Origin of the sequence: Mesorhizobium sangaii (genome assembly GCF_014207355.1) — a bacterium.
GTDB classification, from domain to species: Bacteria; Pseudomonadota; Alphaproteobacteria; order Rhizobiales; family Rhizobiaceae; genus Mesorhizobium; species Mesorhizobium sangaii.
Map to the genome: position 1 here is coordinate 434,850 of NZ_JACHEF010000001.1, position 13,927 is coordinate 448,776.

A 13,927-nucleotide genomic window follows, 5' to 3' on the forward strand; every position below is an offset into this window, starting at 1 on the left:
CGTTTCAATCGGTGGCGATTATGTATATACATATTGAAACGCACTGCAAGTGCCATCATCGCATATGAGACAGGGAACCGGAGAGAAAATTGACTGATATCTTCGCGGAACAGGCGCTCCTCCCCAATGGCTGGCACAGCAATGTGCGGATCACCTTGGCCAAGGGACGCATAGCCACTGTCGAACCAGGAGCCACCGCCGTGACCGGCGACGAACGCCACGCGATCCTGCTGCCCGGCATGCCCAATTTGCACAGCCATGCCTTCCAGCGCGGCATGGCCGGATTGGCCGAGCTTCGCGGGCCCTCCGCCGACAGTTTCTGGAGCTGGCGCGAAGTGATGTATCGCTTCGCGCTGTCGATGACGCCCGACCAGGTCGAGGCAGTTGCCGCGCAGCTCTATGTCGAGATGCTGGAGGCCGGCTTTTCACGCGTCGGCGAATTTCACTATCTGCATCACGACCGCGACGGACAACCCTATGCCAACCCTGCTGAGATGGCCGAACGCATCGCAGCGGCGGCCGGCGAAACCGGCATCGGCCTGACGCTGCTGCCGGTGTTCTACGCGCACTCTTCTTTCGGAGGTGCGGCGCCAAACGAAGGCCAACGGCGTTTCATCAACGATGTGAATCGCTTCTCCATGCTTGTTGAGAAAAGCCGGGAATGCGTTCGCGCTTTGAATCAAGCTGTTGTCGGCGTTGCCCCACACAGTTTGCGCGCCGCGACACCCGAGGAATTGACCGAGGTGGCCGCCATGGCGCCGGAGGGGCCGATCCACATCCATATTGCCGAGCAGGTGAAGGAAGTCGAGGATTGCCTTGCCTGGTCGGGCGCGCGGCCGGTTGAATTCCTGCTGGCCAACGCGAAAGTAGACCAACGCTGGTGCCTCATCCACGCCACGCACGTGACCGATGCGGAAACGGTCGGGATCGCGAAGAGCGGAGCGATCGCCGGCCTTTGTCCGATCACCGAGGCCAATCTTGGCGACGGCACTTTTGCAGCGCCGCTGTTCGGGGAGCATGGCGGCCGCTTCGGCGTCGGCTCCGATTCCAATGTGCTGATCGGCCTGCCCGACGAGCTGCGGCAGCTCGAATATTCGCAGCGCCTTGCGCACCGCGCCCGCAATGTGCTGGCGGTGGCCGGCGGCTCGACCGGACGCGCGCTGTTCGACGCCGCGCTCGACGGCGGCAGCGTCGCCCTCGGGGCCGGCGCCTCGCAAATCGCCGCCGGTGCATCCGCCGATTTCGTCTCGATCGAGGGCAATCACCCCTCGCTGGCCGGCAAGACAGGTGACGCGATCCTCGACGCCTGGATCTTCGCCAATGGCAGCAAGGTCGACTGCGTCTGGGTGCATGGCGACAAACAGGTCAGCGGCGGCCGGCATGCGAGGCGAGAGGCCATCGCCGAGCGGTTTCGCGGCGTGATGACGGCACTTTCGGCATGACCATGATCGAGACAGCGGATGCGGAAGGCGGCGTCTCGCTGCACCAGCGCATCCTGTCCGACATCAGCGAAAAGATCCTGTCGGGCGCCTGGGCGCCCGGCCATCGCATCCCGTTCGAGCACGAACTGAGCGCGCAATACAATTGCTCGCGCATGACGGTGAACAAGGCGCTGTCGCAGCTTGCCAAGGCGGGACTTATCGAGCGCCGGCGCCGCTCCGGCAGCTTCGTCCGCCAACCGCAGTCGCAAGCGGCGGTGCTGGAGATCCATGACATCCGGGTCGAGGTCGAAGCACTTGGCCTGCTTTATCGCTACGAGCGCGTGGCGCGCCACAAAAGACGCAGCGACGCCGAGGATCGCGCCTTGCTGGAGCTCGGTGTCGCCGGGCCGGTGCTGGCATTGGAATGCCGGCATTTCGCCGGCAAGCGGCCGTTCGCGCACGAGCAGCGGCTGATCAACCTCACCGCCGTGCCGGAAGCATCAGACGAGGAATTTCTGACCATCGCGCCCAGCCCGTGGCTGATCGGCCGCGTGCCGTGGAGCGAGGCCGAGCACCGCATCCGTGCGGTCGGCGCCGACAAGCCGGTCGCGGCGGCACTAGACATTGCTGCCGGCGCGCCCTGCCTGGTGGTCGAGCGGCGAACCTGGAGCGCGGAACACCCGGTCACCCATGTGCGCTTCACCTATGCGGCCGACAGCCACACGCTGGTGGCACGGTTCAGGCCGTCACAGGGGTAGGTTTCTTACCCTCCCCCTTGTGGGGAGGGTCGCTGCGAAGCGGCGGGGTGGGGGTGCGGCGCCGGCCCCCACCCGGACCTTCGGTCCGACCTCCCCACGAGGGGGAGGTAGAAGTTAAGCCGCTGCGGTAATAATGATCTCGACCAGGTATTCCGGTCCGGCGAGCTTTGCTTCGCCGGTGGCGCGGGCGGGCGTGTTGCCTTGCGGCACCCACTTGTCCCATTCCGCGTTCATCTCGGCAAAAGTGCTCATGTCGGCCAGCCAGATGATCGCCTGCAGGATCTTGGTCTTGTCCGTACCGGCCTTTGCCAGCAGTTCGTCGATGGTCGCCAGGACATCCCTGGTCTGCGACGCTACGTTGCCGCCCGGCTGACCAACCTGGCCGGCCAGATAGACGGTATTGCCGTTGATGACGATCTGGCTCATGCGCGGGCCAACATCGATGCGACGAATGCTCATGGGAGGTTCCTTCCTTTGTGGTCGCGCCTCTTTAGAGTTGCGGCCGGCTTCGGGCAAGGTCGCCCAATCAAATCCCCTTGGGCCAAGAGCGAGTGATGTCCACACACACGGCAAGTTGACCCGGCTGTCGCAATTCCGCCCCATTGGCTTGTTGACTAATGTAATAACATCACATATCCAATCGGCCGCTGCCAGCAGCCGGATTTCGCTGCCCCCACGGACCGCAGAATGACAAATACCTGCCTGACCTTCCGCGACCTGACGCTTGGCTACGGCAGCCACCCGGCGATCCATCATCTTGACGGTACGATTCGCAAAGGCTCGCTGACTGCCGTGGTCGGCGCCAACGGCTCCGGCAAATCGACGCTGATGAAAGGCATCGTCGGCGTCCTGAAGCCGATGGCCGGCGAGGTCATCCGCGCGCCCGGCGTGCGTGCCGCCTATCTGCCGCAGCAATCGGAACTCGACCGCTCCTTCCCGGCGCGGGTGGTTGACCTGGTCTCGCTCGGCCTGTGGCCACGGCGCGGCCTGCTCGGCCGCCATACCAGGGAAGATCGCGATTCCGTCAGCCAGGCGCTGATGGCCGTCGGTCTCGGTGGCTTCGAAAAGCGGCCGATCGATACGCTATCAGGCGGCCAGTTGCAGCGCACGCTGTTTGCGCGGGTCTTGCTGCAAGACGCCGACCTCATCCTGCTCGACGAGCCGTTCAACGCGGTCGACGCCAAGACGGTCGGCGACCTGATCGCACTGATCAAGCATTGGCATGGGGAGGAACGCACCATCCTGGTCGTCGTTCACGATCTGGATCTGGTGCGCCAGAATTTCCCCGAAACGCTGCTGCTTGCCCGCCAGCCGATTGCCTGGGGCGAGACCAGGGAGACGCTGAAGCCGGAGAACCTGTTGCGCGCCCGCCGCTTCCACGAAGCCTGGGAGGAGAATGCGCCCTGGTGCGAGCCAGACGGGCACGCTCATGGTCACGACCATCATGGCCACGCTCATGATCATGAGCACCACCACGACGCCGGACCGAGGGCTGCCTGATGGATACGCTTTACGGTCTCTTCATCGCGCCCTTCGCAGATTTCGGCTTCATGCAACGGGCGCTGATCGGTTCGCTGATGCTGTCGCTCGGCGCCTGCCCGGTTGGCGTCTTCCTGATGTTGCGGCGCATGAGCCTGTCGGGCGACGCCATGGCGCATGCCATCCTGCCAGGTGCCGCCGCCGGCTTCCTGCTCTACGGCCTGGAAATCCTGCCGATGACCATTGGCGGCCTGATCGCCGGCGTCATCGTGGCGCTCGGCGCCGGCGCCGTCTCGCGCTTCACCATCCAGCGCGAAGATGCCTCGATGGCGGCCTTCTACCTGATTTCGCTCGCCATCGGCGTCTTGATGGTGTCGATCCGCGGCTCCAGCGTCGATCTCATGCATGTGTTGTTCGGCACCGTGCTGGCGCTCAACAACGAAGCGCTGACGCTGATCGGCGGCATTGTTGCCGTGACGCTGGTCAGCCTCGCCATCTTCTGGCGGGCGCTGGTCGCCGAATGCCTCGATCCGCTGTTCCTGCGCTCGGTGAGCCGGCTCGGCAGTCCGGTGCATTTCATCTTCCTCGGCCTCGTCGTGCTCAACCTTGTCGGCGGCTTCCAGGCACTCGGCACGCTTCTATCAGTCGGACTGATGATGCTGCCGGCAGCAGCCGCCCGTTTCTGGACCGTGCGCGTCGAGCCGATGTGCGTGCTGGCGGTGCTGATCGGCTTTGCCTCCTGCATCGCCGGGCTGCTTCTGTCCTATCACGCGTCGCTGCCTTCCGGCCCGGCCATCATCCTGTCGGCCGGCGTCGTCTATTTCGCCTCGATCCTGTTCGGCACGCGCGGCATTCTGCGCGCCCGCATCGTCCATCACCGTCACAGAACGGCCTGATCCCCCGCCCCTAGAAGGAGACCCGTCCATGCTGAAATCGATCCGCGCCGCCCTGGCGATGAGCGTTATAACATTAACCACCATCGGCGCCTCGCCGGCCTTCGCGGCACCGCTGAAAGTGGTTGCCAGCTTCACCGTCATTGCCGATTTTGCTAGAAATGTCGGTGGCGACCGCATCGATGTGACCACCATCGTCGGACCGGACGGTGACGCCCATGTCTACGAGCCGAGCCCGGCCGACGCGGTGGCGATGGCCAAGGCCGACATCGTGCTGGTCAACGGCCTGCATTTCGAAGGTTTTCTGCAGCGGCTGGTCGATGCCAGCGCCACCAAGGCCTCGATCGTCACCTTGACCAAGGGCGTGACGCCGATCGATTTCAAGCCTGAATTCGCCGACGCCGACGCCGCCGAAGGGGCCGGCACCGGCGGCGGCAAGACGGTCACCGATCCGCACGCCTTCCAGTCGATCGCCAATGCCAAGATCTATGTGAGGAACATCGCCGAAGCCTTCTGCGCAGCCGACTCCGACGGCTGCGTCAGCTACCAGACCAATGCCGCCGCCTACACCAAGAAGCTCGACGCGGTCGACGGCGAAGTGAAGGCCGCGATCCAGTCGATCCCCGAAGCGAAGCGCGTTGTCATCACCTCGCATGACGCCTTCGGCTATTTCGAGCACGAATACGGCCTGACCTTCCTCGCCCCGCAAGGCATCTCGACCGACTCCGAACCGTCCGCCGCCGATGTCGCCAAGCTGGTCGACCAGGTTAAGCAGGACAAGGCGGCGGCGATCTTCGTCGAGAACATCACCAACCCGCGCCTGATCGAGCAGATCGCCAGCGAGACCGGCATCAAGGTGGGCGGCACGCTCTATTCGGATGCGCTGTCGCAGCCCGACGGCCCGGCCTCGACCTATATCGACATGATGCACAACAACATCCGCCAGATCAAAGGCGCGATCCTCGGCAGCTGACGCGCGCGTCATTCCATCCGGTCGGGCTGAGCCCGGCCGGATTCTACCTGATGGGTGTTGCCGGTTCCGCCGGAGAGTGGCAAGACTTCTCGCCAAATCAGATTGCGAGGATACTGCCATGGAATACCGCGAGATCAGCGAGGCCTATTCGGTCTCGGGCCAGATCCAGCCCGAAGACGTCACCGCCATCAAGGAGGCCGGCTTCAAGAGCGTCATCTGCAACCGGCCCGATGACGAGCAGCCCGGCCAGCCTTCGGCCGACACGCTCAAAGCGGCGGTCGAGGCCGCCGGCATGGCCTTCCGCTACATTCCCGTCATCAGCGGCCAGATCACGGCCGAGAATGTCGAGGATCAAGCCGAGGCGCTCGACGAGCTCGAAGGCCCGGTGTTCGCCTATTGCCGCTCTGGCGCGCGCTGCACCAACCTCTACGGGCTGATCCAGCAGTCGAAGGGTTAAATCGACCCAAGGTTCAGATCGGCAACGCGCCGGTTTCCTTAAGCGTCTCGAGCACGATCGCCGTCTTCACATGCTGCACGGACTCATGTGGCAGCAGCACGCCGTTGACGAATTCCGATAGCGACTTCAGGTCGGGCGTCACCACTTTCAGGATGTAGTCCATCTCGCCGGTCAGCGCGTGCGCCTCCTGCACCTCGGGCAGCCGCGCCACCAGTTCGCCGAAGCGCCTGGCATTGTCGCGATTGTGGGTGGCCAATGTCACCGAGATGATGTTGACCAAGGAAAACCCGAGTTTGTCGCGGTCGAGCACGGCGTGATAGCCCTTGATATAGCCGTCCTCCTCCAGCCGCTGGCGGCGGCGAGAGCATTGGGACGCCGACAGGTTCACCCGCTCGGACAAATCGTTGTTGCCTAGCCCCGCGTCGCCCTGCAAGAGCGCCATTATCTTGCGATCAAACTGATCAATGCGCGTCTCATCCATGGATTTCTGTCCTTACGTGCACGCTTTACGCATGAACTGATCATTTCAAGCGTTTGAATGCAAGCACCATGCGCCGGCTCCGCGCTATGATGGCGTCAGGTGGCCGCTTCAGGCCAAGCCAGCTTCCGGAGGACTATCATGGGCCCCTTCCCGCACGACGCCCCACCCGCCAAAATCAGCAAGGACAACCCCGCCGGCACCGACGGGTTCGAATTCGTCGAGTTCGCGCATCCGGAGCCGGAAAAGCTCGCCGAACTGTTCACCCGCATGGGCTATGTCGCGGTGGCCAAGCACCGCACGAAAGACATCACCGTCTGGCGCCAGGGCGACATCAACTATGTCGTCAATGCCGAGCCGGGATCGCATGCGATGAAGTTCGCCGACAAGCACGGTCCTTGTGCGGCCTCGATGGCGTGGCGCGTGGTCGATGCCAAGCACGCTTTCGACCACGCCGTTGCCGAGGGCGCCACGCCTTACGAAGGCACAGACAAGGCGCTCGACGTGCCGGCCATCGTCGGCATTGGCGGCTCACTGCTCTATTTCATCGACACCTATGGCAAGAAGGGCTCGGCCTACGATGCCGAGTTCGAGTGGCTCGGCGCTCGCGATCCGCGGCCGCAAGGCGTCGGCTTCTATTTTCTCGACCACCTCACCCACAATGTCTATCGCGGGCAGATGGACAAATGGTGGGATTTCTACCGCAATTTGTTCGGCTTCAAGCAGATCCATTTCTTCGACATCGACGGCAAGATCACCGGCCTGGTCAGCCGCGCCATCACTTCGCCCTGCGGCAAGATCCGCATTCCGCTCAACGAATCCAAGGACGAGACCAGCCAGATCGCCGAGTATCTGAAGAAGTACAATGGCGAAGGCATCCAGCACATTGCGGTGGGCACCGACGAAATCTACGCCGCCACCGACAGGCTGGCCGAAAACGGGCTGAAGTTCATGCCCGGCCCGCCGGAAACCTATTACGACATGTCCTATGACCGCGTGAACGGCCATGACGAGCCGATCGAACGCATGAAGAAACACGGCATCCTGATCGACGGCGAAGGCGTGGTCGACGGCGGCATGACCAAGATCCTGCTGCAGATCTTTTCGAAAACCGTGATCGGGCCGATCTTTTTCGAGTTCATCCAGCGAAAAGGCGACGAAGGCTTTGGCGAGGGCAATTTCCGCGCCCTGTTCGAATCGATCGAGCAGGACCAGATCAAGCGCGGCGTGATCAAGGTCCAGGCGGCGGAGTAGGCTTCAGGTCGAGCGGTTAGCGCATGATCCAGCTTTCGGGTCACGCGCTAAATCAGATCTTGAGGCCCAGCCGCTCGACCTCTTCTTTCCTCAGCTTCACATCGTAGTCGAGCAGGAACTCGTCGAGTTGCGGCGGCGCGACCGACGTGCCGGAGAGCATGGCGTGCACCTGACCGCGATGGTGGATGTCATGCAGGAAGACATGAGCGAGGATGTCGCCGATGCGTTCGGGGATCATGCCGTCCGCGCGCCGGTCGGTGAAGACCTGACGATCGAGATCGACCGCCGAGAGCCGGTCGCAAAAAGCGATCAAGCGACGGTCGGCAGCGAGCTGGGCGGCAAACAACGCCTGCGGCTCGTCGATCGGCACGAAATCGTCATGGGCGGCGGCGCCGACGCCGCCCTCTTCGAGAAAATCGAGATAGAGAAGATCGACCGCAAGGATGTGGTTGAGCGTCGCCTCGATCGATGGGAAGAAACTGGTGCGTTCGGCTGAGAATTCGCCGAGCTTGAGCTGCAGAACAGCACGGTACAGCCGATCATTCGACCAGAGATTGTTACCGGCCATGCGGCGCAGATGATCAAGCAGGGTCATCACCTCATCCCGCGGATCGAACCAAATACAGACCCGCCCACATAACCGCAAATCCGGCGAGAACGATCAGCAACAGCCTGTTCATACGCCGCCGCATTGCCTGTGTTTCCTCGTCCCGCGCGACTTTCATGTTGGTGACGGTGTGGAACATCATCGCCTTGCGCGGAAAGCCGCTGCGGTTGATAAGGTCGGGCGAGCGCGCCTCGATGCGGTAGCTCAGCCGGATCGCCAGGATGAACACAGCCAATATAGCAAGCGCCCAGACGCCGGCCAGCAGATAGAATGCTTCCCCCGTCACTCCCTCACCTCTCGTATTTCTCGACCTTCTGCTCGATGGCGCCGAAGATTGAATTTCCGCTTTTGTTTTTCATCTCGATGCGCACCGTATCGCCGAAGCGCAGGAATGGCGTTTTGGGCGCTCCAGTCTCGATGGTCTCGATCATGCGCAGTTCGGCGATGCAGGAATAGCCGGCGCCGCCAGCCGAGACAGGCTTGCCCGGCCCGCCGTCGAGCTTGTTGGAGACGGTGCCGGAACCGATGATGGTGCCTGATACCAGCGGCCTTGTCCTGGCGGCGTGAACGATCAGGGCCGGAAAATCGAAGGTCATGTCGACGCCGGCATTGGCCCGGCCGAACGGCTTGCCGTTGAGGTCGGCAAGCAGCGGCAGGCTGACCTTGCCGCCATCCCAGGCGTCGCCCAATTCATCCGGCGTCACCGCGACGGGCGAAAACGCCGAGGACGGCTTTGATTGGAAGAAGCCGAAACCCTTGGCGAGTTCCGGCCCGGTGAGTGCGCGCAGCGTCACGTCGTTGACCAGCATCACCAGCCGGATCGCGGCGCGTGCCTCATCGAGGCTAGCGCCCATTGGTACATCGTCGACAATAACGGCGACTTCCCCTTCCATGTCGATGCCGAAGGCTTCGTCGGCCATGCGGATCGGATCACGCGGCGCGATGAAAGAATCCGAGCCGCCCTGGTAGATCAGCGGGTCGGTCCAAAAGCTTGCTGGCATCTCGACGCCGCGCGCTTTGCGCACCAACTCGACATGGTTCACATAGGCCGAGCCATCGGCCCATTGATAGGCGCGCGGGAGCGGCGAATGGGCGTCATGCTCGTGGAACCGCTCCGACGGCATCGCATTGTTTTCCAGCGATTCCGCTATTGTCGCGAGGTGCGGGGCGATGCGCCGCCAGTCGTCGAGCGCCGCCTGCAGCGTGCGCACCAGGAACGAGGCGTCGGTGAAGCGTGTAAGGTCGCGCGAGACGACGACGAGTTTTCCGTCGCGCGTCCCATCCTTCAATGTGGCAAGCTTCATGCGGTTTCCTCTCCTGTTGCGGCTTTGGCGCCGCTTAGATTTTTGTTTTACGCATGATCTCCAGCGAAAAGCGGTTTCCACTTTTCAGGGTCATGCGAACTCCACAACAAGGCCGTCGCTGGCGATCGTCAAGTCGCCGACCCATGTTTTCCTGACAGCCGCGATCCAGTCGGCCTCGACAATCCCGGGATCGTCGGCCGGAATGAGGTGGTTGAGCACCAGCCTCTTTACGCCGGCATCGCTGGCGATGCGCCCGGCCTCCTCGGCAAAGCTGTGGCTGGCGAGCAAATGCTCCCGCAGCCGCGCGCCATTGCCGGTTTTGGCCACCAGCCGCTCGATGCCTTCCTCCAGCATGGCTTCATGAACGACGATGTCGGCGCCTTGGGCAAAATCGGCGAGCGGTGGAAAGAACGCCGTATCGGCGGAGAACACTACGCTTTTCCCGCCATGTTCGAAGCGCAACGCAAAGCAGTCGGTCACCGGCGGATGGTCGACGCGTAGAGCCGAAACCTTGAGGCCGCGTTGCTCGACAACCAGGCCTTCGGCGAATTCGTTGATCGAAACCAGTTCGCGAATATCCGGCCGACCCTCGTCGACGATGCGGATCTCGATGTCAAATTCCATCGCCTGGCAAAAGCGCCGCCAGTAGTGGCCCATGCCTGGCGGACCGAACACGCCGACGGGCGTGGCCAGACCCGCTGTCCAGGCGGTGTGGATCAGCGGCCCGAGTTCCAGCACATGGTCGGAATGCAGATGCGTGATGAAGATCAGGTCGAGCGCCTTCAGCCCGATGCCGGCATCGACGAGACCCCGCGTCACGCCAAGTCCGCAGTCGACGACAATGCTGCGACCGCCGATCCGCAGCAGCGACGAGCTTGGCCATGGGCCACCCGGCCGCAGCGCCGGGCCGCCCTTCGAGCCCAAAAGCACCAGCCGGTCCGGCATGGACTCGCTGCTCAAGACCAGTCGCCCTCGGGCGTGCCGTTGAAGCGCTTCTTCAGATCGGCCCAGCAGTCGATGTAGTTGTCCTGCCGGGTTTCCAGTTCGGCGCCGTAGCGGGTCAGCATCTGCGGAAAACGGGTCTCGAACATGAAGGCCATGGTGTTGTCGAGCTTGACCGGTTTCAGGTCCGCGCGGAAGGCTTTTTCAAAACCTGTCGAGTCAGGCCCATGGGCCAGCATCAGATTGTGCAGGCTGATGCCTCCGGGAACGAAACCCTCCTCCTTGGCGTCATACTGGCCGTGGATCAGGCCCATGAATTCGCTCATGATGTTGCGGTGATACCAGGGCGGCCGGAACGTATCCTCCGCCACCAACCAGCGCGGCGGGAAGATGACGAAGTCAATGTTGGCGGTGCCTTCCTCGCCGCTGGGCGCCGTCAGCACGGTGAAGATCGACGGATCGGGATGGTCGAAGAGGATGGCGCCGACCGGCGAAAAGGTGGCCAGATCATATTTGTAAGGCGCGTAGTTGCCGTGCCAGGCAACGACGTCCAGCGGCGAGTGGCCGATCTCGGTCACATGGAAGTTGCCGCACCATTTCACCGTCAGCCGGCACGGTGTCTCCTTCTCCTCGAACCAGGCGCAAGGCGTCTTGAAATCGCGCGGATTGGCCAGGCAATTGGCGCCGATCGGGCCGCGGTCCGGCAAGGTCAGCTTGGCGCCATAGTTCTCGCAGACATAGCCGCGCACTTCGGCATCGACCAGCTCGACCTTGAAGACAAGCCCGCGGGGCAGCACGGCGATCTCGCCGGGCCGAAGCTCGATGACGCCCATCTCGGTGACGAAGCGCAAGGCGCCGACCTGCGGCACGATGAGCAACTCGCCATCGGCGTTGAAAAAATGGTCGTCAACCATCGAGCGGTTGGCGACATAGACGTGGGCCGCCATGCCGGTTTGCCCAAGCACGTCGCCGGCGGTGGTGATGCTGCGCATGCCGGCGATGAAATCGGTCGGCTCCTTCGGCATCGGCACCGGGTTCCAGCGGTACTGGCCGAGCGCCAGCTCGTGATCACCGACATTGGGAGCGCTCTTCCATAATGGATAGTCAGCCGGTTTGAAACGGCCGGTGTGCTTCACGCTCGGGCGGATCCGATAGAGCCAGGAGCGCTCATTGGTGCCGCGCGGCGCGGTGAAGGGCGAACCGGAAAGCTGCTCGGCATAGAGGCCATAGGCCGGCCGCTGCGGCGAATTCCGTCCCTGCGGCAGCGAGCCGGGCAAGGTTTCGGTTTCGAAGTCGTTGCCGAAGCCCGGCATGTAGGAAAAGGCCATCGCTTCCTCCCGGAATTGACCAAACTGGTTTCATTTGTAACCATCGAAAATGTAACTATCAATGCCAATGCTTCTGCCGGGATGTGCAACCATGGAAATCCTCGACCTGGAAAACTTCCTGCCCTACCGGCTCTATCGCCTGGCCGACGCGGTCAGCCGGGAATTCGCGGGGATATACAAGGACAGCCATGGCCTGACGCGGCCGGAATGGCGCACCCTTTCGGGGCTGGGCCAGCACGGCACGATGACGGCGACAGCCCTCGGCGAGCAATCGGCCATGCACAAGACCAAGGTGTCACGCGCCGTTGCCGAACTCGAACGACGGCGCTGGCTGACGCGCACTCCCGATGAAAACGACCGCCGCGTCGAGCATCTGACCCTGACCAAGGCGGGCCTTGCCGCCTATGGCGAAATGGTGCCGCTGGCGAAGGCGTTCGAAAGGGGGTTGCTGGAGGAACTGAGCAATGGCGACCGCTCGGCAATAAAAACAGCGTTGGCCACACTGGAAGCTTGCTTAGGAGTAAGTCACCCTGAACGAAAAGGCTAGGCGCTTGGAAATTGTCGAGTAAGCGACCAGTCTTCAGCAATGACTTCGATGGTGTCATCGCGAAAATAGAACAGGAATTGCCGCGATTCAGGTTCGTCTGAAGACAGAACTTCCCAGTCGTCCTCGCCAATTGGCCGACTATCGCCGATCACCTCGTAAAACTCGCCCCATTTTGGAGCTTGCTTGCCGTAGAGGCCTTTCCCTGCGAACCAAGCGTAATCGTTCGTGGAGTCCCATCGCCATCGGCTGCAGCCGATGAACCGAAGGGTTCCCGTCTCTCCCGTACTTGCGTCATAGGCCCACGAATTCAAGAGAAATACAAGCTGAACCGTGTCACCCTCAACCGTCAGCTCTACATTGGGAGCGTTGGGCTCAGCGTTCCAGTCCGAGTTCAGGTGACGAAAAAATAACTGCCTCACCAGTCCATCACCACCTTGCCGGAACCGCCGCTGCGCATCGCATCGAAGCCAGTCTGGAAGTCGTCGATTCCGATACGATGCGTGATCAGCCCGGAAACATCCAGCGGGCCCTGCACCAGCGCGATCATCTTGTACCAGGTCTCGAACATCTCGCGGCCGTAGATGCCCTTGAGATGCAGCATCTTGAAGATGACCTTGTTCCAGTCGATCTCGAAGCCGGTGGGCGCAATGCCGAGAATGGCGATCTTGCCGCCATTGTTCATGGTGTCGATCATGTCGCGGAAGGCGGGTGCCGCTCCCGACATCTCGAGACCGACGTCGAAACCCTCGGTCATGCCGAGCACCGGCATGACGTCGCGCAGCTTTTCCTTCGAGGCGTCGACGACATGCTGCACGCCAAGCTTTTTCGCCAGCGCCAGCCGCACCGGGTTGATGTCGGTGATGACCACCTTTCGCGCGCCGACGCATTGCGCCACCAGCGCGCCCATGATGCCGATCGGCCCGGCCCCGGTGACCAGCACATCCTCGCCGACCAGGTCGAAGGACAGGGCGGTGTGAACCGCATTGCCGAGCGGATCGAAGATCGCGGCGATCTCGTCCGGCACGTCGTCGGGGATCGGCACGACATTGTGCTGCGGGATCGCCAGATACTCGCCGAAGGCGCCGGGGCGGTTGACGCCGACGCCGAGCGTGTTGCGGCAAAGGTGCCCTCTGCCCGCGCGGCAGTTGCGGCAATGGCCGCAGACGATGTGGCCTTCGCCCGACACGCGCTGGCCGACTTTGTATTCGGTGACCGCGGCGCCGAAATCGGCAACCGTGCCGACGAATTCATGGCCTGTCACCATCGGTACCGGCACGGTCTTCTGCGCCCACTGGTCCCAATTGTAGATGTGGACGTCGGTGCCGCAGATCGCCGTCTTCCTGACCTTGATCAGCACGTCGTTCGGGCCGATCTCCGGCACCGGCACCTCTTCCATCCAGATGCCTGGCTCGGCTTTGGCTTTCACCAGCGCCTTCATCATGTTCGACATGCTTTTGTCCCTTGAATCTCTTGTTTCGAAATCGCT

The 13,927-nt window shown here is 62.6% G+C and carries 17 protein-coding genes; 8 read left to right on the plus strand and 9 right to left on the minus strand.

Translation table 11 applies throughout. From position 1 onward, the window contains the following. Positions 1–89: 89 nt before the first annotated feature. Entirely contained in the window at positions 90–1,442 is a 1,353-nt protein-coding gene (locus HNQ71_RS02235) for a formimidoylglutamate deiminase (RefSeq protein WP_184870977.1), read from the plus strand. After that, positions 1,439–2,179 carry a histidine utilization transcriptional repressor HutC gene (gene hutC, locus HNQ71_RS02240; protein ID WP_184870978.1) on the plus strand — a complete coding sequence of 247 codons (741 nt, stop codon included), beginning with the start codon at positions 1,439–1,441 and terminating at the stop codon, positions 2,177–2,179. Before HNQ71_RS02235 ends, hutC begins: the two co-directional genes overlap by 4 nt. A gap of 114 nt (positions 2,180–2,293) precedes the next feature. On the opposite strand, the gene HNQ71_RS02245 is transcribed toward hutC, so the two are convergent. After that, positions 2,294–2,638 (minus strand): RidA family protein, encoded by a 345-nt coding sequence (locus HNQ71_RS02245; protein WP_184870979.1) that lies wholly within the window; start codon positions 2,636–2,638, stop codon positions 2,294–2,296. A 228-nt stretch (positions 2,639–2,866) separates the two neighbouring features. On the opposite strand from HNQ71_RS02245, the gene aztA reads away from it, so the two are divergent. From aztA to HNQ71_RS02265, 4 genes are all read left to right on the plus strand, one after another. Beyond that, complete coding sequence (gene aztA, locus HNQ71_RS02250; RefSeq protein WP_184870980.1) at positions 2,867–3,679, plus strand: zinc ABC transporter ATP-binding protein AztA; 813 nt, start codon at positions 2,867–2,869, stop codon at positions 3,677–3,679. Next, positions 3,679–4,554, plus strand: a complete 876-nt coding sequence (aztB, locus tag HNQ71_RS02255) for a zinc ABC transporter permease AztB (protein WP_095085859.1) — start codon at positions 3,679–3,681, stop codon at positions 4,552–4,554. Before aztA ends, aztB begins: the two co-directional genes overlap by 1 nt. A 28-nt stretch (positions 4,555–4,582) precedes the next feature. Next, a complete protein-coding gene (aztC, locus tag HNQ71_RS02260; RefSeq protein ID WP_184870981.1) occupies positions 4,583–5,524 on the plus strand; it encodes a zinc ABC transporter substrate-binding protein AztC in 942 nt (313 codons plus the stop codon). Positions 5,525–5,642: 118 nt separating this feature from the next. After that, positions 5,643–5,981 (plus strand): protein tyrosine phosphatase family protein, encoded by a 339-nt coding sequence (locus tag HNQ71_RS02265; protein ID WP_184870982.1) that lies wholly within the window; start codon positions 5,643–5,645, stop codon positions 5,979–5,981. A gap of 13 nt (positions 5,982–5,994) precedes the next feature. On the opposite strand, the gene HNQ71_RS02270 is transcribed toward HNQ71_RS02265, so the two are convergent. Then, positions 5,995–6,462, minus strand: a complete 468-nt coding sequence (locus tag HNQ71_RS02270; protein ID WP_184870983.1) for an Lrp/AsnC family transcriptional regulator — start codon at positions 6,460–6,462, stop codon at positions 5,995–5,997. 138 nt (positions 6,463–6,600) lie between these two features. Here HNQ71_RS02270 and hppD point away from each other — a divergent pair, with 138 nt between their 5' ends. Then, positions 6,601–7,713, plus strand: coding sequence for a 4-hydroxyphenylpyruvate dioxygenase (gene hppD / locus HNQ71_RS02275; protein ID WP_184870984.1), 1,113 nt, complete (start codon positions 6,601–6,603; stop codon positions 7,711–7,713). Between the two features lie 52 nt (positions 7,714–7,765). Here hppD and HNQ71_RS02280 read toward each other — a convergent pair whose 3' ends face one another. From HNQ71_RS02280 to hmgA, 5 genes are all read right to left on the minus strand, one after another. Continuing rightward, entirely contained in the window at positions 7,766–8,308 is a 543-nt protein-coding gene (locus HNQ71_RS02280) for a DinB family protein (protein WP_184870985.1), read from the minus strand. Positions 8,309–8,312: 4 nt separating this feature from the next. Then, the gene (locus HNQ71_RS02285) at positions 8,313–8,606 is read right to left on the minus strand and encodes a hypothetical protein (protein ID WP_184870986.1); all 294 of its coding nucleotides are present in this window, start codon (positions 8,604–8,606) and stop codon (positions 8,313–8,315) included. Between the two features lie 4 nt (positions 8,607–8,610). Continuing rightward, positions 8,611–9,624 carry a fumarylacetoacetate hydrolase family protein gene (locus tag HNQ71_RS02290; protein ID WP_184870987.1) on the minus strand — a complete coding sequence of 338 codons (1,014 nt, stop codon included), beginning with the start codon at positions 9,622–9,624 and terminating at the stop codon, positions 8,611–8,613. Between the two features lie 90 nt (positions 9,625–9,714). Beyond that, positions 9,715–10,569 carry an MBL fold metallo-hydrolase gene (locus HNQ71_RS02295; RefSeq protein WP_184872207.1) on the minus strand — a complete coding sequence of 285 codons (855 nt, stop codon included), beginning with the start codon at positions 10,567–10,569 and terminating at the stop codon, positions 9,715–9,717. 11 nt (positions 10,570–10,580) lie between these two features. After that, the gene (gene hmgA, locus HNQ71_RS02300) at positions 10,581–11,894 is read right to left on the minus strand and encodes a homogentisate 1,2-dioxygenase (protein ID WP_184870988.1); all 1,314 of its coding nucleotides are present in this window, start codon (positions 11,892–11,894) and stop codon (positions 10,581–10,583) included. Between the two features lie 91 nt (positions 11,895–11,985). On the opposite strand from hmgA, the gene HNQ71_RS02305 reads away from it, so the two are divergent. Beyond that, positions 11,986–12,441: a MarR family winged helix-turn-helix transcriptional regulator gene (locus HNQ71_RS02305; RefSeq protein WP_184870989.1), complete on the plus strand. Its 456-nt coding sequence runs from the start codon at positions 11,986–11,988 to the stop codon at positions 12,439–12,441. Here the strand turns inward: HNQ71_RS02305 and HNQ71_RS02310 are convergent. Together HNQ71_RS02310 and tdh are read right to left on the minus strand one after the other, a co-directional pair. Then, a complete protein-coding gene (locus HNQ71_RS02310; RefSeq protein WP_184870990.1) occupies positions 12,438–12,860 on the minus strand; it encodes a hypothetical protein in 423 nt (140 codons plus the stop codon). The genes HNQ71_RS02305 and HNQ71_RS02310 overlap by 4 nt on opposite strands. Continuing rightward, a complete protein-coding gene (gene tdh, locus HNQ71_RS02315; protein ID WP_184870991.1) occupies positions 12,857–13,891 on the minus strand; it encodes an L-threonine 3-dehydrogenase in 1,035 nt (344 codons plus the stop codon). Before tdh ends, HNQ71_RS02310 begins: the two co-directional genes overlap by 4 nt. Positions 13,892–13,927 lie beyond the last annotated feature (36 nt).